The following is a 24,018-nucleotide window of genomic DNA, read 5'->3' as shown; positions in this document are numbered from 1 at the left end:
ACCGAACTCCCATGCAACGCTACCTCTCGCTCGCGGCCTTCGCGGCGCTGCTTATCCCAAGCCTCTCCTTCGCACAAACGCAAGTGGTGAAGGGTACCGTGAAGGATGCCGACACCCAGATGACCCTGCCTGGCGCCACCATCCTCTTGATGGACAGCGATCCTGTCGTAGGCGCTACCACCGACCTGGACGGCCGATTCCGTTTGGAGACCGTGCCGCTCGGTCGGCAGCAGCTGCAGGTGAGCTACATCGGCTACAAGTCGACAGTGATTCCCAATGTGCTGGTCACCGCCGGCAAGGAAGTGGTGCTCGACATCGCCTTGGTGGGGTCGGTTCAAGCGCTCGAAGCAGTGGAGATCAAAGGCGACCGCAGCAAGGACCGCCCGGTGAATGAACTGGCCAAGGTGAGCGCGCGCACCTTCAGCCTGGAAGAAGTGACGCGATACAGCGGCGGCCGCAATGATGTGGCGCGCCTCGCCACCAATTTCGCAGGGGTGAGCGCGGCGAATGATGCGCGCAATGACATCGTGGTACGCGGCAATTCGCCCACCGGATTGCTCTGGCGGATCGAAGGCCTGCCCATCGGCACCACCAACCACTTCGGCACCCTGGGCACCACGGGCGGACCGGTGAGCGCGCTCAATACCAATCTGCTCAAGACGAGTGATTTCCTTAGTGGCGCTTTCCCAGCCGAATACGGGAACGCCAACGCGGCCGTGTTCGATGTGAAGTTCCGCAATGGCAATGCGGACAAGCACGAGTTCACCGCGCAGATGGCAGCCTTCAGCGGCGCGGAGCTCATGGCTGAAGGACCCATCAACCGCGAAAAGCAGAGCAGCTACCTGATCAGCTACCGCTATGGCATCGCCGGCGTGGCAGCCACCGGCACCAGCGCCACGCCCTACTTCCAGGACCTCGCCTTCAAGCTCAATCTCGGCAAGACCAAACTGGGCCGATTCGAGCTCTTCGGCATGGGCGGCCGCAGCAACATCGATTTCCTCGGCGCGGAGATCGACAGCACGGACCTCTTCGCGGACCCTTCAGTGAACACCTACTTCAAGGCCGACGTGGGGCTGCTCGGGCTCACGCATTTCATCCAGCTCAACGAGAAGAGCTACCTGAGGACCACGCTGGGAACCACCTACCAGGGCTCCGCCTTCGAGCAGGACAACATCCTTGGCGGATCCGGCGATCAGCCCGTGCGCACCTACCGCGCCACCGATGCCGTGGACCAGGAGCAGCGCTACACGGTGAGCAGCCAGTACAACCGCAAGTTCAGTCCGCGCTTCAGCCTCCGCGCTGGCGCGGTGAATGAGGCCTACACCCTCACGAGCTATGTGGACGATCGAGATCGCCGTAACGGCATCCCCGATGCCAATGGCGACAGCATCCCGGATTTCTTCCAGCGATACCGCGATGTGGACGGCACCTTGAACCTCTTGCAGGCCTATGCGCAGGGCGAGTACAAGTTCACGGATGAACTGGCCTTCACCCTCGGCTTGCATGGCCAGTACCTCGATTACAACGACGATGCGATGGTAGGGCCGCGCGCCGCCTTGAGTTGGCAGTTCAGCCCGAAGCAGCGCTTGTCGCTGGCCTACGGGCTGCATGGTCAACTGGTGCCGCTACCGGTGCTCTTCTACCAGGAGGAGACCTCGCCGGGCACCTACGCCCGCACCAACCAGGACCTCAGGTTCCAGAAAGCCCATCATGCGGTGCTGGCTTACGACCACCGTTTCGGCGGCGAGTGGCGCGTGAAGGCCGAGACCTACTACCAGCTCCTCTTCGATGTCGGCGTGGACCGCACGCCCAGCTCCTATTCCGTTGTGAACGAAGGCTCCGACTTCATCTTCACCGAGCGCGGCGGATTGGTGAGCAACGGCACAGGGTCCAACTATGGTGTGGAACTCACCGTGGAGAAGTTCCTGAGCAAGGGCTACTACGCGCTGGCCACGGTCTCGCTCTTCGAGTCGCAGTACAAAGGCAGCGATGGCGTGGAGCGGAGCACGGGCTTCAACAACAACTACGTGCTGAACACGCTGCTGGGCAAGGAGTGGGGAATCGGCAAGGCGAAACGCAACGCGCTCACCTTCGACGCCAAGTTCACCACCAGCGGTGGCCGCCGCTACAGCCCGATCGACCTGGATGCCACACGCGCCAACAACGGCCGTGAAGTGTACGTGGACAGCGAAGCCTACAGCAAGCGCTACGACGCCTACCTGCGCCTCGATGTGAAGTTCGGCGTTCGCATCAACGGCAAGAAAGGCAAGGTGAGCCACCAGTTCTTCGTGGACCTCCAGAACGTCACGGACCGCGAGAACATCTTCGTGGAGCGCTATAACCGCGTTACCGACCGGATCAATCCGGTGTATCAGAACGGCTTCTTCCCGGACTTCATGTACCGGATCCAATTCTAGCGGGTCATTGGGGGTTGAAGTTCAATCTGGTTGATGGTTGCCCGGAGATCAAGCTCCGCCCCCAACCGGCCCTCCACTCAACCTTCAACGCTCAACCTTCTTCCATCCCCAACCGGCCGCCCATCAACCCTCAACCTGCATCCCTTCAACCTTCAACCTGCAGATGAACCAAGTCATCCTCATCACCGGAGCCAGCAGCGGCATGGGCAAAGCCTTCGCGCTGCGCCTGATCCAAGAAGGCCACATCGTATACGGTGCCGCCCGGCGCGTGCAGGACATGCACGATCTCGTGGAGAAAGGCGGACATGCCATCGCGCTCGACATGACCGACGATGCATCACTCGTGAGCGCTGTGGAACGAATCATCGGCGAGCAAGGACGCATCGATACGCTCATCAACAACGCTGGATATGGCATCTATGGCTCCGTGGAAGAAACGCCGCTCGATGAGGCGCGCCGCCAATTCGAGGTGAACCTCTTCGGGCTTGGCCGCCTCACGCAACTGGTGATCCCGTACATGCGCAGTCAGCGTAGGGGCCGCATCATCAACATCAGCAGCATGGGCGGCAAGATGTACCTGCCCTTGGGCGCCTGGTACCACGCCAGCAAGCATGCGCTTGAGGGCTGGAGCGATTGCCTGCGGCTCGACCTGAAGGAGCACGGGATCGATGTGGTGATCGTGGAGCCGGGCGTGATCCGCACCGGATTCGAGGAGGTGATGGTGGCGCCCATGATCGCGCGCAGCGGCAGCGGCCCCTATGGCGCGCTCACGCGGCAGGTGGCCAAGGCCACGGAGAAGAACTACCGGGAAGGCTCATCGCCAGAGGTGATCACGCGCCTCGTGGTGAAGGCCGTCACCTCCCGCAGGCCGAAGACACGCTACACAGGTGGGCACCTCGCACTACCGGTGATGGCGCTGCGTAAATGGGGCGGCGACCGCGTGTTCGACTGGGGGATCATGAACATGAACTGATGCACAGCAGGGGTATCATCAGGGGATCCTGCTGAAAACTCCGTTCCCGTGCTGCCGCAAGGGCCTTGGCATGCGATTTCCTTTGCGGCACGCGTTCCCTTGCCATGCGCTGCCGATCCGCGATCATCATTCTCCTCGCCGCCGCAACCGGCACCGGCGTGAAAGCCCAGCTCCAGCCGGGTTTCGCCCCCGCCGAGGCCCGTGATCTCAGCGCGCTGTGCACCACGCACACCTTCAGGGAGCTTTATGGCGATGATGGCGACATGATCCCCGACGGCTACCAGCGCGTGTACGAATCACCGGTGATGGGCATGGACAATAAGTTCCAGCTCTTCCGCAAGGGTGACATGGCCGTGCTGGAGATCCGCGGCTCCACCTCGAGCGCGATCAGTTGGATGGAGAATATCCAGGCCGCCATGATCCCGGCCCAAGGCGTGATCCGCATCGACGGGCGCCCCTTCCCCTACCGCTTCGCAGAGGACACCGCGGCAGCCGTGCATGCCGGCTATGCGCTTGGCATCGCCTGCATCGCGAACGACGCGGTTGCGCGTATCCGCCAGCTCACCGACAACGGCGTCCGGGACCTCATCATCACGGGCCACAGCCAGGGCGGAGCGCTCGCGTTGCTGCTGCGCGCTTACTTGCATCATCTTCCGTCATCGGCGATCGGCGCGCCGATCCGGATCAAGACCTATGCCTTTGCCCACCCCATGGTGGGCAACCGCGCCCTCATGGATGAATTCTCCGCGATGAATGCCAAGGGCGCCGGCTGCTTCAGCCTGGTGAATCCGGCGGACCCGGTGCCGCGCATGCCTCTGGCCTACGACGATGGCCGCTTGGTGAGCAGCGATCGCGTCTTCGCGGTGATCACCGGCCAGGAGCCGTTGGACCCGATGGGCCGCGTGCGTTCGGCCGCGATCAAGATGCTGCGCAGGCCGATCACGGGGATCACGGCGTACTTGAGCGGTTCCGTGGAGAAGCGAATCGCAAGCACCGTGGGTGAAGTGGAACTGCCGCCTTACCGGGACGAGATCAACTACGCACCGATGGAGGGTCGCATGGACCTGGAGCCGTTCGCCTATCCAGCATGCCTGAAGGACAGCAGCTGCCTGCGGAACGATTCGATCCTTCGGGTGGAGCCACGCGATGCGCAAGGCCATTTCACCAACCCTGAGCTCTACCGCGAAGAGCCTTCGTTCTATCAGCATAAGCCATACAACTACCATGTCGGGGTGCTCCGCCGGTGGTTCCCGCTGGAATTCGAGGCCCTGCCACGCAAATTCCTGCAGGAGAATCTCTGATCGGCCAAGGAGCATTGAGCGCCATTCACGGCGAACAGGATTGAACACCACACCTTGCCCGGCGTTCCTTTGGCGCAAAGCCGAGTTGAATCCATGAAGCCGTTCTTTCTCCTGATGGCCGCCTGCATCGCTGCGGGCTGCAACGTCGTCAAAACGATCGAGAGGCAGGGTGCCAAGGCCTTCCGCGAGGCGGGGATGGAAGCCCGCTCATTCGCTGCGGCCACAGGCCAGCGATCCGTTTGGGCCAGCTCAACCATTTCGCGCAACGAGAAGCCCAAGCTGCTCTTGATCCACGGCATCACCAGCAGCCACGCCATGTGGGCCGGGAACCTGCCTGCGCTCCGCGAACGCTTCGACCTGATCGCGCCCGACCTGATCGGTCACGGGCGCACGACCGCTGCATGGAGCGGGAACAGCGTGGACGAGCAGGTGCGTCACATCGTGAGCATCCTCGACAGCCTGAAGGTCAACGAGCCTGTTTTCGTGGTCGGCAACAGCTATGGAGGAGCCATCGCGGCCAATTTCGCAGAACAGCGCCCGGAGCGGACGCGTGGCCTGGTGATCTACGATGGGCCCGCCAGCGATTACACGCGTGCAATGGCTGATAGCGTGGCTCGGTCAGTGGGCGCCGCTGACATCGCGGCGCTCTTCACCCCCACGAATGCCGATGAACAGCGCCGATTGGTGAACACCGCTTTCTATGCGCCGCCGAAGATCCCCCGGTTCGCATTGAAGCAGATGCACCGCAGGCTCTCCGCGCAGCGCGCCAAGCATCTCGCGCTCTTGCAGGACCTGTTGCACCGCGAGGCCGAATACGCCACCAAAGCCTACCAATGGAACATGCCCGTGCATGTGATCTGGGGCGAGGGCGACAAGCTGATCCCATTGGCTGTCGGGCGCGGCATCGTGAAGCGAAGCGGCCTGCCGGAGAATCGGCTCATCATCATCCCGAAGGCAGGGCATATTGCCAACAGCGAGCAGAAGGATGCCTTCGAGTCGCATTTGCTCCGCGTGCTGAAGGACGGTCCTTGCCCTGATCCTGCTATTGCCAGCGAGGGGCCCTGCACGAAGGAACTGCGGCAGGTGTGCGGTTGCGACGGACAGACCTACGCGAACCCATGCCTGGCTTGGCGCGCTGGCGCGCGCGTGGAGCACCTCGGTGCGTGCGTGAAGTGAGTGCTGCTACAAGCTGAGCAGGTCCTTGAAGCGCGCGGCCTGCCTCCGGCTCACTTCGATGGCCTCCGGCTCACCGTCCTTGCCAACGTGCTTGAGCTTCACCATGAGGCCGCCGCTGAACCACGGCTCGATCTTGTCCACCCAGCGCAGGTTGATGATGTGCTTGCGGTTGGCGCGGAAGAAGACCAGAGGATCGAGCTTCTCTTCCAATTTGTTCAACGAGCGCAGCACCAGCGGCTTCTGGTCGGCGAAGCGCACGCGCACGTAATTGCCTTCGCTCTCGAAGTAGCGCACGTCCTTCAGCGTCACGAACCAGCACTTCTCGCCATCCTTCAGGAATATCTGATCGCGCTCATGGAGGATCTCGCGCATCGGCGCGCCATCCTCCGCTTGCTGCGGCAGCTTGTTAATGGCCTCCTCGAGCCGCGATGGCTCGATGGGCTTCATCAGGTAATCAAGCGCGTTCACGCGGAAGGCCTCCAGCGCGTGCTCGTCATACGCCGTGACGAAGATCACCAGCGGCGCATGGTCGAGGGATTCGAGCAGCTGGAAGCCTGTGCGCCCCGGCATGTTGATGTCGAGGAAGAGCAGGTCGGGCTTCTTCTCGGCGATCAGCGCTTCCGCCTCATCCGCGTTGGCCGCCTCGCCTACGACCTCGATGGAATCGTGCTTTTCCAAGAGGGAGATCAGTTCCTTGCGCGCCAGGCGCTCGTCATCGACTACTAAGGCTTTCATCGGTTGGTGCAGGTTGGGGGTTGAGGGTTGGTGCAGGCTGGGGGCTGAAGGTTGGCACAGGGTGGAAGTTGAGGGTTGTTGGGCAGAGGTTTGGGCAACCCTCAACCTCCGCCAACCTTCAACCTGAGTTCAACGGCAATTCCACCTCCATGAGCACCATGCCTTCGTGGTTGCCGATGCGCATGGCGGCTTGTCCGCCATAAATGAGTTCGAGCCGCTTGCGCGTGTTCCTCAGGCCGATGCCGGAGCCATTGACCTTTCCCGGCTCATAATGCCCGCTGTTGGCCACGGACAGCACCATGCCGTTGATGCCGCGCTGCGCGCCGATCACGAGGTCGCCGCCTTGCGGGAGCCGGGCCACGCCGTGGCGCACGGCATTCTCCACCAAGGTCTGCAGCAGCATGGGCGGCACGTGCTCACGCGCGAGCGAATCGTCCACGTTGAAGCGCACGCGCAAGCGTTCTTCATAGCGCATCGCCTCCAGCGCCAGGTAGCTCTTCACGATATCGAGCTCTTCGCCCAGCGGAACGGTGCGGCGCCGCACGGTGGTCATGGCGTTGCGCAGGATGGCGCTGAGCTGCGTGATGGCGCGCTTGGCCTGCTCGGGATCCTCGTCGATGAGCGCGCGGATGCCGTTGAGCGCATTGAACATGAAGTGCGGGTTCATCTGCGCGCGCAGGGTGCCCAACTGATTCTCGCGGTTCGCCGACTCCAGGCGCAGGTTGCGGATCTCCTCGCGCCGGTGCCGCATGAAATAGCCGTAGGCGAAATAGAGGAAGCTCCACACCGCCAGCAGCAATGCCCAATTGATCAAACGCGCCACATGCTCCAAGGGCGCGCGCGCCACGATGGCCGATGCATCGCCGAGCACGGCGGAGACCAGCACGCCCTCGACGACGAAAGCAGGCACGCTGAGCACGACCGCAGCCAGCGCGATGCGAGGAAGCACAACGCCGATGGGACGCTCGAGCCAATGCCGGCGAACGATCACCGCGCGCAGCAAGTGGCTCACCCCGATGCCGGTGGCCAGCTCAGGCAGCAGCATGCGCCAGAGCCGCGGATCATACGTGCCATCGACCCACGAGGCGAGCAGGCTCAACCCGAAGTAGAGGCCCCAGCCGATGAACTGCGCCGACCAGTAAATGGCCCAGCGCGGGATGCGCTGCATGGGTCGTGAGCGCGCGGGATCCATGTTCGCCCGGCCTTCGGCCAGCAGGCGCGCAAGTTACCCGCCCATTCCGAGGCCGCGATGCACCTACATGAGCGGCGCGAAGGCGTGGCGGAAGGCGCCCTTGCCCTCAAGCTACCTTGCCGCCGCCATGAACTTCCTGGGCCATCTCTTCCTCAGCGGCGACGATCCGATGGTGATCACCGGCAATTTCATGGCCGACGCGGTGAAGGGCCGCGACCTTTCCCGGTTCGATCCACGTCTGCAGCAAGGCATACGCCTGCATCGCCGCATAGACACCTTCACCGATGCGCACCGGACCGAGCACGCAGGCCGCACCGCGCTGCGCGCTCACGCTGGCCACTACGCGCCCGTGGTGCTCGACCTCTTCTTCGACCACCTGCTCGCGTACCAGTGGGAGCGATGGCATGCGGAGCCCTTGAACCGCTTCTCCTCTCGCATGTATGATGTGCTGGAGGCCAATGCAGAGCACATGCCCGAGCGGACGCAGCGCATGCTTCCGTACATGATAGCGGGAGATTGGCTTACGAGCTATGCAGGACTAGATGGCCTGGCCAGGGCATTGCACGGCCTCAGTCGCCGCGCGGTGAATGGTACCCGGATGGCAGGCGCCGAACAGGTGCTCATCGATCACCGTAGCCGATTCGAGCAGGAGTTCGAACCCTTCCTGCAAGGCATCATCGTACACGTAGCAGAAACATGAAGCGCAGGTGGTGGGTGTTCGTAGCGGCTGCAGCAGCCTTCATCCTGGTGTATGCGCTGGTGCAATGGACCGTGGCGGATGATGGCCCCGGTGACCCTTGGAGCGGCATCGAAGCGGAGCGCGACCTGGACATCATCGCGAACGACACCCTGCGCGTGATCGTGCTGCGCGACCCCCTCGTGTGGGAAGAAACGCCGAAAGGCGAACGCGGACTGGCATGGCAATGGATCACGCGCTTCTCCAAGGCGCAAGGACTGAATGTCAGCGCCGTGCCCATGGCGCATCCCGACGCCATGCTGGCCGCCCTCTGGGATGGCCGGGCCGACCTCATCGCTGCGCCGCTTTTCCTGGACGGTGCCGAACGGCGCCATTACCATCAATCGGATCCCTTCGCATCATCGGCACCGATGATCGTCAGGCTGCGACCCGATGCGAAGGAAGGCTCCGGCCCGGCGCTGGGTCCAGTCATGGATAGCGCAGCGCTCGCCATTTCCTCGCCTTTCGCGCACCACCGCTATTCAGGATGGAACAAGTTCACAGTGCAGCGCGCCCTGCACGACAGCGCTGACACGGAGGACGATTTGCTCATGGAAGTGCTCTTGGGCCGCGTGCCTGCCGCCATCGTATCGCGCCTCCGCGCTGAACATGAGGCAGCGCGCTTCCCGGCCCTGCAATTCGAGGGACCGGCGGGCGAAGCGGTGCCTTGGCGCTTGGTGATCCGAAGGAATGCGCCGGACCTGCGCAAGGCGATCGAGGTCTGGCAGAGCGATGAACACGAGCTCATGGAGCTGGCGAAACTGATGAAGGCGCATAGGGCTCCTGTGCCACCTCCAGGTCCCTTGCGCTCTCGCCGCATGAAAGGCCTCTCCCGGGACAGCATCTCGCCCTTCGACCGATACTTCCGCGCGCACGCTTCGGGCCTAGCGTACGACTGGAAGCTCCTGGCCGCCATGGCTTGGAAGGAATCGCGATTCGACAGCACCGTGACCTCGCACAAAGGCGCCATGGGCATCATGCAGATCATGCCGCGCACCGCGGCCCGCTTCGGTCTCGACACCAGCAGCGTGGTGGAGGACCATATCCGCGCAGCTGCGCGCTACCTCGCCCGGCTCGACACCATCTGGCTGCGCGCCATCCCCGACCGGCAGCAACGCATGCGCTTCGTGCTGGCCAGCTACAACGCCGGCCCTGGGCACATCATCGACGCACAGCGCCTGGCCGATCAACTCGGCCTCGACCCCGCGCGCTGGGAAGGGCATGTGGAACGCGCCGTGCTTTTACTCGCCAAGCCACGATTCTACCTCCGTCCCGAGATGAAGAACGGCTACTGCAAAGGCAGCCAGGTGTTCAATTACGTACGCGGCGTATTGGCTGTAAGGGAGCAGCTGGGAGGAGGTGGAAAAAGGAAGGTGGAAAGCTGAGCGGGACTCCTTCGCTCCGCCATGCCTTCGGCAGGCAGGCTCGGAGCGACCCGGTGCGGCCAGTGATGTCGCAAGCGCCTTTGTTGCTGAGCCGGATCTTCGGCAGCTACTCCGTGGCAAGAGGATGGCAACAAGCCGGCATCGTAGGATCCAGCGAATGGATTCGCAGCTAGGTCGAAGCCCGCTCGATCGCAAAGGGCCGCGCGCTACCTTGCGGCTCACTATCCAGAACCATGAAGCGTTTCGCTGCATTCTCCGCCCTTGCGCTGACCATCAACCTGCACGCCCAGGACCTTCCGCATCAGCTCGCGCCGCATGAGGTGCCGCTGATCCCGGCCTACAAGGAAGGCCTCGCTGCCGGTGCGCGCGGCATCACCACCCCGCCCCCATTCGCACCCCGCACCATGGCCGAATGGGAGGAGGTGCAGACCTTGGTGATCACGTGGACGAGTTTCCCCGGGATCCTGAAGCAGATCGTGCGCTACGCCAAGGACGAGTGCGAGGTGCTGATCGTGTGCAGCGATCAGGATGCCGTGATCAGCACCCTTCAGAACAGCAGCAGCGGCGGCCCCATCACCGACCTCGACAACATTACCTTCCTCGAAGCACCCTTCAATAGCATCTGGATGCGCGACTACGGCCCGGAATGCATCTACGCCAACGAAGTGGACTCGCTTTATCTGCTCGACTGGATCTACAACCGCCCGCGCCCACTGGACAATGCGCTGAGCGACGAGATCGCCACGGCGAAGAACATCGGCATCTACAGCACCACCACCGCGCCGTGGGACCTGGTGCACACCGGCGGCAACTTCATGGCCGACGGCTTCGGGACGGCGTTCAGCAGCGATCTGGTGCTCGAGGAGAACGGGCCAAACGGCGATTACAACACCACCGTGCGCGATGCCGCCAGCGTGGATAACGTGATGAACCAGTTCATGGGCATCCAGCCGGGACGCTACGTGAAGATGACGCCCCTGCCCTACGACAACATCAACCACATCGACATGCACATGAAGCTGCTGGATGAGGAGACCTTGCTCATCGGAGAGTTCCCCACCGGGGTGAGCGATGGCCCGCAGATCGAGCAGAACATCCAATACGTACTGAGCAACTTCAACTCCGTGTTCGGCACGCCCTACCGCATCGCTCGCATCCCCATGCCGCCCAGCACCGGCGGCGCTTATCCTCCGAGCGGCAGCTACCGCACCTACGCCAACAACATCTTCATCAATAGAACGGTGCTCGTGCCCACTTACCGCGAGCAGTACGACACCACCGGCCTCCGGATCCTGCGCGAGAACCTGCCCGGCTACCGCGTGGTGGGCATCGATTGCGACGACAGCGGCAACAACATCATCAGCCAGAGCGGCGCCATCCACTGCATCACCAAGACCATCGGCGTGGCCGATCCGCTGCTGATCCGCCACCAGCGCCTCACCGACACCTACGAGACCGCCATCCCCTACAACGTGGAGGCCTACATCCGGCACAAGAGCGGCATCGCATCAGCCGAGGTCTATTGGACCACCGATACCACCGCCGGTTATACGCCCGTGAGCATGACGGCTGGTGCCAACAACAGCTGGAGCGCCGCCATCCCCGCGCATCCCGCCGGCAGCCTCATCTACTACTACATCCAGGCCATGGCCAACAGCGGCAAGCAGCAGGTGCGCCCCATCACCGCGCCGCATGGCTGGTGGCGCTTCCGCGTGCTCGACATCAACGCGGGCATCGGATCGCAAGGGCCGATCCTCACCGAGGTGTACCCCAACCCCACCAGCGACATCCTCACGATCACCCTCGGCAGCTCCGGCACGCAGCGCGTGCGCATCACGCTGCGCGATGCACTGGGCCGTGAGGCCATGCTGATCCACGATGCGCCCATGCACGCCGATGGCCGCGCCTTCGCGGACCTTCGCTACCTGAGCCCCGGAGCCTATCACCTCCTTGTCGAAAGCGCGACCGGGCGGCAAAGCGTGAAGGTGGTGAAGCGGTGACCCCTTCTCAGCCTTGGCTGTGCATGGCCACCGCGTTGCCCTCGGTGTCCATGAAGAAAGCCATGTAACCGATCTCGGGTGAGATCTGCGTCTTGGGGACCATCACCTGGCCACCCGCTTTCTCCACGCGGCCCAGCGCCTCGCTCAGATCGGGATTCGCATTCAGGTAGATCACCGCGCCCGTGGAGCTCGGCGTGTGCTGCTCGCTCTTCACCAGTGCGCCGCCCACCTTGCCGTTCATGCCATCGCCGGGGAAGGCGCGCATCTGCATGCCTGGGAAGTCCATGGCTTCCATGCGGATGCCGAAGACGGTCTCGTAGAAGCGTTGCGCGCGGTCGAGGTCGCTCACGGCGATCTCGAACCAATTGAGTGCATTCGTGCTGTTGTCCATCTGTTCCGCGATGCCGGGTTTGTCGTCCATCGCTGCTGTGCAACCTATGCGCGAGAAGCAACCGATCGTGCCGGCGAGTGATGGGAGGTTCGCGGATTGATGGCCGGGGCATCGCAACGCGGTGAGACGCGCTAAGAACTGAGCACGGTAGCACCAGCGAATCTCCACCACGCTCCCTGGGGCCAAAAATCCTGCATGGCTCAGTCGGAACCGGCCGAGCACGGACTCCTATGAAACAAGAAGCCCCCCGCTTGTGGCGGAGGGCTCCAGTGCTTCGTTATGCGGTTAGCCGCGCTTCACTTGCACAGCGTTTGGGCCTTTGGGGCTCTGCTCCACTTCGAAGGTGACCTTGTCGCCTTCGCGGATCTGATCGAGCGTGCCGGTCTTGTGCACGAAGACGTCCTTGCCGCCTTCATCGGGGGTGATGAACCCGAAACCTTTCTCCGTATTGAAGAACTTCACTGTACCACTTGCCATTGGACTTGGGGAATCGTGCGGCGGTTGTAATGCCGCGTGTTGACCTTGGTAAAAGCACCAAGGGGGCGCAAGGTAGGCTTTCGGCCCGTGCAATGGGCAGGGGGCAGCACTCCGCGGCCAGCTGAGCCTGGGGCGCAGGATGCCTTCTTCAGTCACGGCGAGCGATGCAACATGGATTTGGCCGTTTCACCGCCCCTGCTACATTTGGGTTCGCCATACCCTGCCCAGCCATGCGCGACGATCGTGAGGATGTTTACTCCAAGGCCGTGAGGGCCGGGAAGCGGACCTACTTCTTCGATGTGAAGAGCACGCGCGGCCGCGACCTCTTCCTCACCATCACCGAGAGCAAGAAGCACACGCACGAGGACGGCACCACGCACTACGACAAGCACAAGATCTTCCTCTATAAAGAGGACTTCGAGAAATTCATCGACGGATTGCAGGACGCGGTGGACGAGATTGAGCGTCTCCGCGCCACTGGCGATTACAGCAATGGCTCCGATCAGGCGCCGCGCGAAGCCGACTCCGATGCGCCTCCCTTCACGGACGTGAACTTCGAGGACCTCGACCGGAAGGACATCTGATCCCAGGCACTTTCGCCCACACCACGCAACCATCACGCTGCTGCATGCGCATTCCAGTCCTGCTCATGCTGTTCTCGGTCGGCACGGCGTGCGCCCAGGATCCCGCCACTGCTCATGCGCTTGTGCGCGAAGGTGTTGTGTTGCACGACGATCGCTCCTACATCCAGGCCATTGCCAAATACGATGCGGCGTTGGAGGCCGACAAGGACAACTTCCTCGCCTTGGCCGAGAAATGCCACACGCTCTGCACGGCGCAGCGCTTCGAGGAGTGCATCGCGCTATCCGACCATACACTGGCCATCCACGGCGCCAATGACCAGATCAGCATGGTGCTGCTCGCCTATGCCAACTCGCTCGATCACCTGGGCCGTGCAGAGGAGGCGCTCATCATGTACCGCCGCGCTCAAGAAGCCTCGCCCGAAGACCATCAGCTCTGGTACAACGAGGGCGTCACCCTCGCAGGCCTTAAACGCTACGATGAGGCCGTGGTCAGCTTCCAGCAATCGGCCATGCGCAATCCGGAGCACGCCAGCAGCCACAACGGCATCGCACGGATCGAGGCCGGTCAGGGCGAACGCGTGCGCGCCGTGCTCGCCTTCGCGCGTTTCCTGATCCTTGAGCCCGAGAGCGGGCGCGCAAAGGCGAACCTTGAGCTCATGAAGCAGACCATGGAAGGCAATGTGGAGCGTACCGGCAAGAAGAACATCACCATCCGCGTGGATGCCAGCCGCCTGCCCGCTGAGGGCGACACCGCGCGGCGCGTGAACGATTTCACCACCGCTGAACTGATGCTCGCCATGCTCACTGCGGCCGATATGGACAAGAAGAACAAGAAGAAGGAGCCTTCTGAGCTCTTCTCCGGCAAGCTCGATATGCTCATCGGCCTGCTCGAAGACCCTGAGGGCAAGCAGAGCGGATTCTATTGGGAGTACTACGTCCCTTTCTTCCGGCAACTGAAGCAGGCCGGCCATCTCGAAACGGCTGCCATGGTGATGCAGGCCACCGCTGAGGATGAGCACGTGTCGAAGTGGATCCGTTCGAACGAAGCTGCCATCAAATCGCTCTACGCTTGGTGCCGCGCGTATGAGTGGCCGAATTGACCTGGTTCAAGCGCCTTCAAGCACCGCTGCGATATCGGGCTTGAAGTAGCCGGGCCCCTTCAGCACCTTTCCATCTTCTCGGTAGATCGGCTTGCCATCGGCCCCGAGCTTGCTCATGTTGCTGCGCTGGATCTCGCGGAACACCTCGTCGATCTTGTGCTCGAGGCCGTGCTTCAGCAAGGTGCCGCAGAGGATGTACAGGATATCGCCCAATGCATCCGCAACCTCCACCAGGTCACCGCGCAGGGCGGCATCGAGGTACTCCTCGTTCTCCTCGCGGATCAGCTTGTAGCGCAGCAGCGCATCACGGTCACCGATGGCGCCGAGCGGGGCATCGGCGTTGGCGATCCCGAAGGCCTCGTGGAAGGTGCGCACATGCGTGGTGGCCTCAGCGAGCGTCAGGGCATTGGTGGTGGGGGCATCCATGCGGCCGAAGGTATCGGGCGCACGGATCGCGGCGGTACGCGGTGCCCACGGCTGAGCGTTGCATGGCCCATGCGAGAGGTTAACACGCTTTAACGGCGGGCCGTGGCTGCCCCGAAAGCCGCCCCGGCACCTTTGCCTTCATTCGATCATCCGCATGGAACCAGTCATTACGCAATCGGCGCAAGCCGTCACTTCAGAGAGCATCCGCGCGCTCAACGACCGGATCCAGCAGGCCAGCGCCTTCGTGGAGCTGATCGACCGGGAGATGGAGAAGACCATCGTGGGGCAGAAGGACATGGTGCAGAAGCTGCTCGTGGCCTTGCTCGCCGATGGCCATGTGCTGCTCGAAGGCGTGCCCGGCCTGGCGAAGACGCTCGCGATCAAATCGCTGGCCAGCACGGTCGATGCAGGCTTCAGTCGCATCCAGTTCACGCCGGACCTGTTGCCCGCTGACCTCATCGGAACGCAGATCTATAGTCAGCGCAGCGAGGAGTTCACCGTGCGCAAGGGACCGGTCTTCAGCAACTTCATCCTCGCCGACGAGATCAACCGCGCGCCGGCCAAAGTGCAGAGCGCCTTGCTCGAGGCCATGCAGGAGCGCCAGGTCACCATCGGCTCCAGCACCTATCCGCTGCCCGAGCCTTTCCTCGTGCTGGCCACCATGAACCCCATCGAGCAGGAAGGCACCTATCCGCTGCCCGAAGCACAGACCGACCGCTTCATGCTGAAGGTGGTGCTCAATTACCCGCGCCAGGAGGAGGAGAAGCTCATCATCCGCCAGAACACGCGCGCCGGGCAGCAGCCGCAGCCGCAGCGCGTGGTTACCCCGGCGGAGATCCTCACCGCCCGCCAGCTCGTCCGCGAGGTTTACATGGATGAGAAGATCGAGCAGTACATCGTCGATATCGTGCACGCCACCCGCAAGCCCGATCAGCACAAGCTGGGCGACCTCACGAGCATGATCGCCTTCGGCGGCAGCCCGCGCGCAAGCATCAACATGGCGCTCGCGGCGAAGGCGCTCGCCTTCTGCAAGCGCCGCGGCTATGTGATCCCCGAGGATGTGCGCGCCGTGTGCCCCGATGTGCTCCGCCACCGCATCGGGCTCACCTACGAGGCCGAGGCCGAGAACATCACGGTGAACGAGATCATCGACCGTGTGCTGAATACCGTCGAGGTTCCTTGAACCCAAGCAGCAGGGGCGGGAGCGGGCGCGACGCCCTTGCGCCTGCCCTTGCTACTGACTTTCGCATGAACACCGCCCAGCATACCAAGGAACTCCTGAAGAAGGTGCGGCTCGTGGAGCTCAAGACCCGCGGCCTCAGCGAGCACATCTTCAGCGGCGAGTACCACAGCGCGTTCAAAGGGCGCGGCATGACCTTCAGCGAGGTGCGCGAATACAGCCCCGGCGATGAGGTGCGCACGATCGATTGGAACGTGACCGCGCGCTTCGGGCATCCGTTCGTGAAGGTGTTCGAAGAGGAGCGCGAGCTCACCGTGATGCTGCTGGCCGACCTGAGCGGTTCCGGCGATTTCGGGAGCACGCACCAGCTCAAACGGGAGCTGGTCACGGAGGTCTGTGCCACCATCGCCTTCAGCGCCATCAAGAACAACGACAAGGTGGGCCTGCTCCTCTTCACCGACAGCGTGGAGAAGTTCATCCCGCCGAAGAAGGGCCGCGCCCACATCCTGCGCATCATCCGCGAACTGATCGAATTCACGCCCAAGGGCACCGGCACCGGCATCGCGGGGGCCCTGCGCTACCTCAACAGCGTGATCAAGAAGCGCAGCATCGCCTTCCTCGTGAGCGACTTGCTCGCCAGCGGCTACGAGGACGCGCTGAAGATCGCCAACCGTCGGCACGACCTCGTGGTGCTGCGCACCGCCGATCCGCGCGAGGCCGAACTGCCGGATATCGGATTGGTGCGCATGGCCGATCCCGAGACCGGTGAGCAGCTTTGGATCGATACCAGCAGCAGCCGCGTTCGCAACGCATACCGCGCCGCTGGCCTCAAGCACGCGCAGCGCACCCGCGAGACCATGCGCCGCAGCGGCGTTGACCATGCCGTGATCGGCACCGACACCGGCTACGTGCGGCCGCTGATGCAGTTGTTGAAGCAGCGTGAAGGCGGACGATGAGCAAGGCCTTGGCCATAGCATCGATGATGGCGCCTGCGCTGATGCAGGCGCAGGAATCAGCCCCGGTACTGGTCGGACTTGATCCGCCCAGGATCCGCATCGGAGAGCATGCCGTGATCAGCCTGAGCGCGAATGCCGAAGGCCCAGCTGTGAAGTGGCCGGCCATCGGAGATACGATCACAGGCCATATCGAGGTCATCAGGATCAACGAGCCGGAAACCGCGGAGCTGGATGGCGCGGGCGGGCCTGCTGGCGCAAGGGTCGTGCGCCGCATCACCATCACCTCCTTCGACACGGGCTATTGGGCCATCCCGCCCTTCAAGCTGAACGTGGGCGAACGAGCCGTGGAGACCGAGCCCCTCTTGCTGCGCGTCGATGGCTACCCGGTGGGCGATGCGGCCGTGCCTGCGGACATCAAGCCCATCCAGCGCCTTTCCTTCAGCCTCTTCTGGTGGGCACGGCAGCAATGGAAGTGGATCGCTGGTGCTGGGCTCGCCGTGTTGCTCGCAGCCGCAGCGATGCTTCTGGTGCGCCGCATGCGCAAGGCCCCGCAGGAACCCGTGCTGGAAGCAGCACCCATCGCCTTGCACGAGCGCGTGCTCGCCGCGCTCGATGCATTGGAGCAGGAGCGCCTCTGGCAGCAAGGCCTGCACAAGCCCTATCAATCGCGCCTCACCGACCTGCTGCGGGGCTACATCGAGGAGCGGTACAACGTGCCAGCATTGGAGCGCACCACCGATGAGCTGATGCACGAGCTGCGCGTGAGCCCGCTCAGCAACGATCACCAAGTGCTGCTCGGCAACATGCTTCACGCCGCGGACATGGTCAAGTTCGCCAAGGCACTGCCTAGCCCGCAAGAGAACGAGCAGCTCATGGCCTCGGCACGTCGCTTCGTGATGGCAACCGCAGAACCCGATCCCGCGCATGCGAAGGCCTGAACCCGATATCGCCTATTGGGTCTGGTGCGCGGCAGGCGCAATCGCTGTGGCCGCAAGCGCCTGGATCGCCGTCAGCCGCTTCACCCTGGCGCATCCGGAATTGCTTTGGCTCGGAGCCGTGCTCCCGCTGGCCGCCGCGCTGCAAGCCTTGCGCGATCGCAGAAGCGCGGGACTCACCCGGCTGAGCACACTGAGCGCGCATCTGGGAAGGCGCGGCAGCTGGAAGGCCTTGGTGAAAGCCATGCCGCTGGCCCTGGGCATAGCCGGAATGGCCATGCTCATCATCGCCCTGGCCCGTCCTCAGAGCCACGACACCCGGGAAGACGTGCACCAGGAAGGCATCGACATCGTGATCGCGATGGACATCTCCGGCAGCATGCTCGCCAAGGACCTGAAACCCGATCGCCTCGAGGCAGCCAAGCGCACGGGCATCCGCTTCATCGATGCGCGGCCCAACGACCGGATCGGCTTGGTGGTGTACGAAGGCGAGGCCTTTACCCAATGCCCCCTCACCACCGACCACGCCACGCTGAAGCAACTCATGGCCGATGCACGCTCTGGCCTGATCGAAGGTGGCACCGCGGTGGGAATGGGCCTGGCCACCGCCGTGAACCGCATGCGCGAGAGTGAGGCCAAGAGCAAGGTGGTGGTGCTGCTCACCGATGGCGTGAACAACACCGGGTCGGTGCAGCCGATCGATGCAGCGCACATCGCCGAGGCGCTGGGCGTGCGCGTTTACACCATCGGCGTGGGCACGCGCGGCAAAGCCCTCTCTCCCGTGGCGCGCTATCCCAATGGCCAATACAAATTCGAGTACATCGATGTTGACCTCGATGAGCCCACGATGAAGGAGATCGCCGCGCTCACCGGGGGCAAGTACTTCCGGGCCACGGATGAGAAGCGGCTGCGCGAGATCTACGAGGAGATCGATCAGCTCGAGCGCACCCGCATCGAGGTGGAGCAGTTCACCAGCCGGAAAGAGGAGTTCCACCCGTTCGCGCTGCTCGGGGCGAGCCTGCTCCTCGCCGGATTCCTGATTGACCGCAGCTTGCTGCGCGGCATCGCATGAGCGCACGTACCGCATACCACTGGGGAATCATGGCCTGGGCCGCCATCGGCTTCGAGCTGCTGCTCACCCTGGCCGCTGCCGGTGCGTGGTGGTTCATCGCCCAGTGGGTGCCTTCCTTCCACATGGCTCGTCCGGACATGCTGCCCGCGCTGCTGGCCGGACCGGTCGCGCTGCTCACCTTCATCGCCAACACCGCCTGGCGCGATCGCGCGCTGCGCCGCTTCGCCCAGAGCGGCACCCTTGCCCGCATGATGCCCGGCGTGAGCGCAGCGCGCAACCTTGGGCGCTACCTGCTGCTGCGCACGGGCATCGGCCTGGCCGGCATCGCGCTGCTCGCCCCGCAGCTCGGCTCCCGCCCGGAGACCGTGAAGGGCAAGGGCATCGACCTCATGCTCTGCGTTGACGTGAGCAACAGCATGGAATGCGAAGACCTCCGTCCCAGCCGCATGATGGCCACGCGCCGCGCCATGCTCCAGCTCATCGACCGGTTGAAGGGCGACCGCCTCGGCATCGTGGTCTTCGCTGGCGATGCTTACGTGCAGCTTCCGCTCACCACCGACCGCAGCGCAGCCAAGCTCTTCATCCGCACCATCGGCACGCATTCCGTTGCCAACCAGGGCACGGCCATCGGCGCCGCCATCGACCTGGCGAGGCAGGCCTTCAAGGAAGAGAGTCCGGCCGGCAAGGCCATCATCGTGATCAGCGATGGCGAGAACCACGAGGACGATGCGCCGCTGGCCGCTGAGCAGGCAGCAGCGGCCGGCATCGTCGTGCATGCCATCGGCATCGGCACACCGCAAGGGGCGCCCATACCCGTGAAGAAAGGCGGCCAGAACCTCGGCTTCCGCAAGGACCGCAACGGCAGCACCGTGGTGACGCGGCTGAACGAGCCGATGCTCCGGCGCATCGCGTCCTCGGGCAACGGATCCTATGTGCGCGCCTCCAGCAGCAACATGGGGATCGTGGAACTCGTGGAGCAGCTCAAGCGAATGGAACAGGCCGATGTAGGGAGCATGCGCTACACCGCCTATGACGATCAGTACCAATGGCCCTTGGGTGCGGCGCTGGCCTGCTTCGCCTTGTACCTGCTCGTTGGAGAACGGAGAAACCCGCGCGCGGTGTGGCGCGCATCCGTGCCATGAAACGCATCCTCCCGCCCGCCCTGCTCCTGTTCGCCGCCTGCGCCACGCCGCAAGAGCGCATGGCCGAGCGCGCGCTCCGGCTCGGCGCCTCTGCCTACGACGCCGGGGAGTTCATGCTGGCTGACAGCCTCTTCGCCAGTGCGCCCTTCGATGCACGCGCGCTCTTCAATGGTGGCAACAGCGCCTTCCGCCTGGCCCGGTGGGGCGATGCCATTGAGCGCTACCGCGCTGCGCAGCACCTTGATAGCGCCGCAGAGCACCACGCCAGCGTCCTCTTCAACCTCGGCGCCGCGCACCTGGCCGATGCGCGCGATGCCGACTCCACCATTGTGCGCCTGAACCGGGACCTGGGCGCATTGCGGATCGAGGGCAGCGACATCGCGCAGGATGTGAGCACCTTCGTGCTCCGCGACAGCCTTCGCCGCGACCTCATGAAGCTCGAGCGCTCCATCGACTCTTCCTACGCAGCCGCCATAAGCTGGAACAAGGCGGCGCTGCGCCTCTCCCCTGCGGACGACGATGCCCGCCTGAACCTGGTGCTTGCGCAACGCGCATTCGATGCCCGCAAGCGCGCCCGCGATGCGCAGGACCAGCGCAACAAGGACAAGGATGCGAACAAGGAACTGGGGCTGCGCGCGCTGGCGATCATACAGCAGGCCGACTCGCTCGTTGAGCAATACCGCTTCAACCAGGCCTTGGAGCTCATGCAGCAGGGCCTCCGCGAGGATCCCAGCCTGAAGCAGAAGGAAGAATACATGAAGAAGCTGGAGACCGTGACCAACGCAGCGAAAGCCTCATGAGCATCAGGAACAACATCGCCTTCGCTGCGCTCGTGCTGTGCGCAGTTGGCTCCAACGCACAGTCCGATACCACGGGTGCGCGATCCGCCGATGCCTACTTCAACCGCGCATCGCGCCAATACGTGAAAGAAGACAAGAGCAGCGCCATGCGCGTGCTCGATGAAGGCTTGCGGGCGCACCCCGGCGATGCGAAACTGCTTAAGCTCGCCGAGCAGCTCCTGAAAGAAGAGCAGCAACAGAATAAAGCCCAGCAGCCGCAGCAACAGGAGCAGGAACAGCAGCAAGAACAGGGGCAGGAGCAACAGCAGGAAAAGGAGCAAGTGCAGCAACAAGACAAAGAACAGGAGCGGAACAGCGGTGGCATGGAGAAGCGCGATGCGGAACGCATGCTCGACGAACTGAACAGGAAAGAGCAGGATGTGCAGGAGCGCGTTCGGGCGCGAAGCATGCCGGGCCGCAAGGCGCGAATCGAAAAGGACTGGTGATGATGAACCCGCTGCGCAACCTCCTGACAGCGTTGATCGCTCTCGTCGCGGCGCCGCTCGCGCTGGCGCAGGAGATCACCTTCACGGCACAGGTGGACCGCAACCAGGTCGCGGCCGGTGAGCACGTGAAGCTCACGATCACGCTCACCAACGCCCAGGAACGGTTCGAGGCACCTGACCTCGGCGGCTTGGTGATCGTGCAAGGGCCTTTCGAGAGCAGCAGCTACAACTTCATCAATGGCCGCTCCAGCAGCACCGTGAGCCGCACGTGGGTGCTCACGGCCACGCGCCCGGGCCGCTACGTGATCGGCCCTGCGAAATCGCGCGTGGGCAAGGGCTTGGTGCAGACCGATCCGATCACCGTTGAAGTGACCAAGGGAAGCGCGCCGCCGCAGGAGCCTGCCGTGGCTCAGGGCCAGCACCGCGACCCGAACCTCTTCATCGCGCTGAGCCTGAGCAAGAGCAAGGCATATGTCGGTGAGCAAGTGGTGGCCACCTATCAGCTCTACAACCGCTACTCCGGGCTCGAAGCGCCGCAGATGGACCCGCCGAAGCTCAACGGCTTCTGGAGCGAGGAGCTCGATACCCAAGGTGCGCGCTGGGAGGAGCGCGTGGTGAACGGGCTCGGCTACCGCGTGATCACCATCAAGCAGCAGCTGCTGATCCCGCAACGCGCCGGCACCCTTCGCATCGACCCCATGGGCCTCACTTGCATCGTGGGCCGCAGCTTCTTCAACCCTGGCCGCACCATCGATGTGAAGAGCAACGCCGTGGAACTGAACGCCCTTCCCCTGCCGGCCAACGCACCGGACGCATTCAACGGTGCAGTGGGCGAGCTGGAACTTGAGGTGAAGGCCGACCGTACTGAAGTGAGCGTGGACGATGCGATCGAGGTGGAGGTGCGCCTCAGCGGCCGCGCCAACCTCAAGCTGATCGAGGCGCCGAAGCTCCAGTTCCCGTCCGACTTCGAAGTGTACGAGCCGCGCGTCACGGACCGCATATCATTGGGCACAGGCGGCATGAACGGCTCACGCGGGTTCCAGTACACCGTGATCCCGCGCCACGATGGGTCCTTCGATCTCGGCTCCGTCACGATGAGCTACTTCGACCCGAAAGCCGGCGCGTACAAGACCCTCAACAGCGCGCCGCTCAGCATCGTGGTCTCCCCGGGCGATGGGCAGGCCGGGAGCCCCATGGCCAATCGCGTGCAGCGCTCTGAGGTGGCCACGCTCGACAGCGACATCCGCTATATCCGAACCGGCGACCTTGAACTGCGCGAGAAGGACCGCTTCCTATTCGGCACTTGGCCGTGGGCTGCGGGCATGAGCGCTCCACCGCTCGCTTATGCGCTGCTGCTGATCTGGCACCGGAAGCGGCAACGCCAACGCGCGGACGCCACGGGCATGCGCCGGCGCACGGCGGACAAGCTCGCTCGGAAGCGCTTGCGCGAAGCCGAGGCCGCGATCACGAGCAATGACCGGGCGGCCTTCCATGGCGCGCTCTCAAGAGCGCTGCATGGCTATCTGGGTGACAAGCTGGGCCTGGGATTGGCCGAGATCAATGCCGACCGGATCGCGGAACGGCTGCATCCGCATGCCGATGCGCGCGCCATGGCAGCGGACGCCGTTCGCATCATCGCAGCGTGCGACATGGCCCGCTTCGCGCCGGTGGACGCGACACCGCAGAAAGCATTGTACGAAGACGCACTCCAACTCATCCAGCGCATCGAGCGCGCCGCTCACGCATGACCCGTGCACTGCTCCTCATCTGCGCCTGTGCCATGGCTTCACAGGCCTCCGCGCTCACGAAGAGTGAGGCGGATTCGCTCGTGGCGTTCGGGCAACGCGCCTACGCCGAAGGCCGCTACGAGGTGGCGCTCTCCGCCTTCGACAGCACCGCCAGCGCATTCCGGTCCGCAGGCCTTTGCCTTGCATTGGGCAACTCGCACTACAAACTCGGTGATGCGGCGCGCGCCATCCTCTGGTACGAGCGCGGGTTGCGCCTCGCACCCAACGACGGCGACCTGCAGATGAACCTCGACCTGGCCAGTGAGCAGATCCGCGATCGCATTGCGCCGAGCGGCACCACAGGGCTCGGAAAGACCTGGAGCATGCTGCGCGGCAACGACCCCGATGCCTGGGCGCGCTATACGCTCTTCGCGTGCCTGCTGCTCTTCACCGCGCTCGCCAGCGCACGGCTCACCCAAGGCCTGAAGCGGCAAGTGGCCCTCGCGGTGAGCGCGATGGCGTTCATGGCCATGGTTGCGTGCATGACCATCGCTTGGTCAAGCCACCGGGAGGTCCGCTCCAGGGGCGAGGCGATCATCATGGTCGCCAAAGTGGAGGCGCTATCGGAGCCACGCAACGGCGCGAAGCAGCTCTTCGTGCTGCACCGCGGAGCCAAGGTGTCCGTTGCTCCCGATGCCGAAGGCTGGTGCACTGTGATCCTGCCGAATGGCGCAACGGGCTGGGTGCCCAGCACGGCGCTCGAGCGCATCTGAATACCGGTTCGGGACCATTTCAAACCCGTCCGAGCGATCCGCTGCGAGCGCTGAC

At 63.7% G+C, this 24,018-nt stretch carries 23 protein-coding genes; 18 read left to right on the top strand and 5 right to left on the bottom strand.

The genetic code is table 11. The features are described 5' to 3' along the window. Window positions 1-11 precede the first annotated feature (11 nt). The 4 genes from IPK70_12375 (at window position 12) to IPK70_12360 (ending at window position 5,867) form a co-directional block, all read left to right on the top strand. Window positions 12-2,417, top strand: coding sequence for a TonB-dependent receptor (locus IPK70_12375; GenBank protein MBK8227952.1), 2,406 nt, complete (start codon window positions 12-14; stop codon window positions 2,415-2,417). Between the two features lie 163 nt (window positions 2,418-2,580). After that, window positions 2,581-3,390 (top strand): SDR family NAD(P)-dependent oxidoreductase, encoded by an 810-nt coding sequence (locus IPK70_12370; GenBank protein ID MBK8227951.1) that lies wholly within the window; start codon window positions 2,581-2,583, stop codon window positions 3,388-3,390. A gap of 104 nt (window positions 3,391-3,494) precedes the next feature. Continuing rightward, entirely contained in the window at window positions 3,495-4,691 is a 1,197-nt protein-coding gene (locus IPK70_12365) for a hypothetical protein (protein ID MBK8227950.1), read from the top strand. A 114-nt stretch (window positions 4,692-4,805) separates the two neighbouring features. Continuing rightward, the gene (locus IPK70_12360; GenBank protein ID MBK8227949.1) at window positions 4,806-5,867 is read left to right on the top strand and encodes an alpha/beta fold hydrolase; all 1,062 of its coding nucleotides are present in this window, start codon (window positions 4,806-4,808) and stop codon (window positions 5,865-5,867) included. 6 nt (window positions 5,868-5,873) lie between these two features. Here IPK70_12360 and IPK70_12355 read toward each other — a convergent pair whose 3' ends face one another. Together IPK70_12355 and IPK70_12350 are read right to left on the bottom strand one after the other, a co-directional pair. Further along, window positions 5,874-6,602: a response regulator transcription factor gene (locus IPK70_12355; GenBank protein ID MBK8227948.1), complete on the bottom strand. Its 729-nt coding sequence runs from the start codon at window positions 6,600-6,602 to the stop codon at window positions 5,874-5,876. Between the two features lie 118 nt (window positions 6,603-6,720). After that, window positions 6,721-7,770, bottom strand: coding sequence for a histidine kinase (locus tag IPK70_12350; protein ID MBK8227947.1), 1,050 nt, complete (start codon window positions 7,768-7,770; stop codon window positions 6,721-6,723). 151 nt (window positions 7,771-7,921) lie between these two features. Between IPK70_12350 and IPK70_12345 the strand changes: the two genes are divergently transcribed. The 3 genes from IPK70_12345 (at window position 7,922) to IPK70_12335 (ending at window position 11,915) form a co-directional block, all read left to right on the top strand. Beyond that, window positions 7,922-8,494: a DUF479 domain-containing protein gene (locus IPK70_12345; protein MBK8227946.1), complete on the top strand. Its 573-nt coding sequence runs from the start codon at window positions 7,922-7,924 to the stop codon at window positions 8,492-8,494. After that, window positions 8,491-9,915 (top strand): transglycosylase SLT domain-containing protein, encoded by a 1,425-nt coding sequence (locus IPK70_12340; protein ID MBK8227945.1) that lies wholly within the window; start codon window positions 8,491-8,493, stop codon window positions 9,913-9,915. The genes IPK70_12345 and IPK70_12340 overlap by 4 nt, the downstream gene beginning before the upstream one ends. A gap of 233 nt (window positions 9,916-10,148) precedes the next feature. Next, window positions 10,149-11,915 carry an agmatine deiminase family protein gene (locus tag IPK70_12335; GenBank protein ID MBK8227944.1) on the top strand — a complete coding sequence of 589 codons (1,767 nt, stop codon included), beginning with the start codon at window positions 10,149-10,151 and terminating at the stop codon, window positions 11,913-11,915. A gap of 7 nt (window positions 11,916-11,922) precedes the next feature. Here the strand turns inward: IPK70_12335 and IPK70_12330 are convergent, their stop codons facing one another. Then, window positions 11,923-12,306 (bottom strand): VOC family protein, encoded by a 384-nt coding sequence (locus IPK70_12330; GenBank protein ID MBK8227943.1) that lies wholly within the window; start codon window positions 12,304-12,306, stop codon window positions 11,923-11,925. 285 nt (window positions 12,307-12,591) lie between these two features. Beyond that, window positions 12,592-12,783, bottom strand: coding sequence for a cold-shock protein (locus IPK70_12325; GenBank protein ID MBK8227942.1), 192 nt, complete (start codon window positions 12,781-12,783; stop codon window positions 12,592-12,594). A 230-nt stretch (window positions 12,784-13,013) separates the two neighbouring features. Between IPK70_12325 and IPK70_12320 the strand changes: the two genes are divergently transcribed. Continuing rightward, complete coding sequence (locus tag IPK70_12320) at window positions 13,014-13,367, top strand: PUR family DNA/RNA-binding protein (GenBank protein MBK8227941.1); 354 nt, start codon at window positions 13,014-13,016, stop codon at window positions 13,365-13,367. 44 nt (window positions 13,368-13,411) lie between these two features. Then, complete coding sequence (locus IPK70_12315; protein MBK8227940.1) at window positions 13,412-14,467, top strand: tetratricopeptide repeat protein; 1,056 nt, start codon at window positions 13,412-13,414, stop codon at window positions 14,465-14,467. Between the two features lie 6 nt (window positions 14,468-14,473). Here the strand turns inward: IPK70_12315 and IPK70_12310 are convergent, their stop codons facing one another. Then, a complete protein-coding gene (locus tag IPK70_12310; GenBank protein ID MBK8227939.1) occupies window positions 14,474-14,893 on the bottom strand; it encodes a nucleoside triphosphate pyrophosphohydrolase family protein in 420 nt (139 codons plus the stop codon). Window positions 14,894-15,047: 154 nt separating this feature from the next. Here IPK70_12310 and IPK70_12305 point away from each other — a divergent pair, with 154 nt between their 5' ends. From IPK70_12305 to IPK70_12265, 9 genes are all read left to right on the top strand, one after another. Continuing rightward, window positions 15,048-16,076: a MoxR family ATPase gene (locus tag IPK70_12305; GenBank protein ID MBK8227938.1), complete on the top strand. Its 1,029-nt coding sequence runs from the start codon at window positions 15,048-15,050 to the stop codon at window positions 16,074-16,076. Between the two features lie 65 nt (window positions 16,077-16,141). Next, complete coding sequence (locus IPK70_12300) at window positions 16,142-17,029, top strand: DUF58 domain-containing protein (GenBank protein ID MBK8227937.1); 888 nt, start codon at window positions 16,142-16,144, stop codon at window positions 17,027-17,029. After that, window positions 17,026-17,967, top strand: a complete 942-nt coding sequence (locus IPK70_12295) for a hypothetical protein (protein ID MBK8227936.1) — start codon at window positions 17,026-17,028, stop codon at window positions 17,965-17,967. The genes IPK70_12300 and IPK70_12295 overlap by 4 nt, the downstream gene beginning before the upstream one ends. Next, the gene (locus IPK70_12290; GenBank protein MBK8227935.1) at window positions 17,954-19,036 is read left to right on the top strand and encodes a VWA domain-containing protein; all 1,083 of its coding nucleotides are present in this window, start codon (window positions 17,954-17,956) and stop codon (window positions 19,034-19,036) included. Before IPK70_12295 ends, IPK70_12290 begins: the two co-directional genes overlap by 14 nt. Then, complete coding sequence (locus IPK70_12285; protein ID MBK8227934.1) at window positions 19,033-20,178, top strand: VWA domain-containing protein; 1,146 nt, start codon at window positions 19,033-19,035, stop codon at window positions 20,176-20,178. Before IPK70_12290 ends, IPK70_12285 begins: the two co-directional genes overlap by 4 nt. Then, window positions 20,175-20,978, top strand: a complete 804-nt coding sequence (locus IPK70_12280) for a hypothetical protein (protein ID MBK8227933.1) — start codon at window positions 20,175-20,177, stop codon at window positions 20,976-20,978. Before IPK70_12285 ends, IPK70_12280 begins: the two co-directional genes overlap by 4 nt. Continuing rightward, window positions 20,975-21,463 (top strand): hypothetical protein, encoded by a 489-nt coding sequence (locus tag IPK70_12275; protein ID MBK8227932.1) that lies wholly within the window; start codon window positions 20,975-20,977, stop codon window positions 21,461-21,463. The genes IPK70_12280 and IPK70_12275 overlap by 4 nt, the downstream gene beginning before the upstream one ends. Before the next feature lie 32 nt (window positions 21,464-21,495). Continuing rightward, a complete protein-coding gene (locus IPK70_12270) occupies window positions 21,496-23,211 on the top strand; it encodes a protein BatD (GenBank protein MBK8227931.1) in 1,716 nt (571 codons plus the stop codon). Beyond that, complete coding sequence (locus IPK70_12265; GenBank protein ID MBK8227930.1) at window positions 23,208-23,963, top strand: tetratricopeptide repeat protein; 756 nt, start codon at window positions 23,208-23,210, stop codon at window positions 23,961-23,963. Before IPK70_12270 ends, IPK70_12265 begins: the two co-directional genes overlap by 4 nt. Window positions 23,964-24,018 lie beyond the last annotated feature (55 nt).

The organism is Flavobacteriales bacterium (assembly GCA_016712535.1).
In the GTDB taxonomy this organism is placed as follows: domain Bacteria; phylum Bacteroidota; class Bacteroidia; order Flavobacteriales_F; family PHOS-HE28; genus PHOS-HE28.
This window is presented reverse-complemented; position numbering and strand designations above follow the sequence as displayed.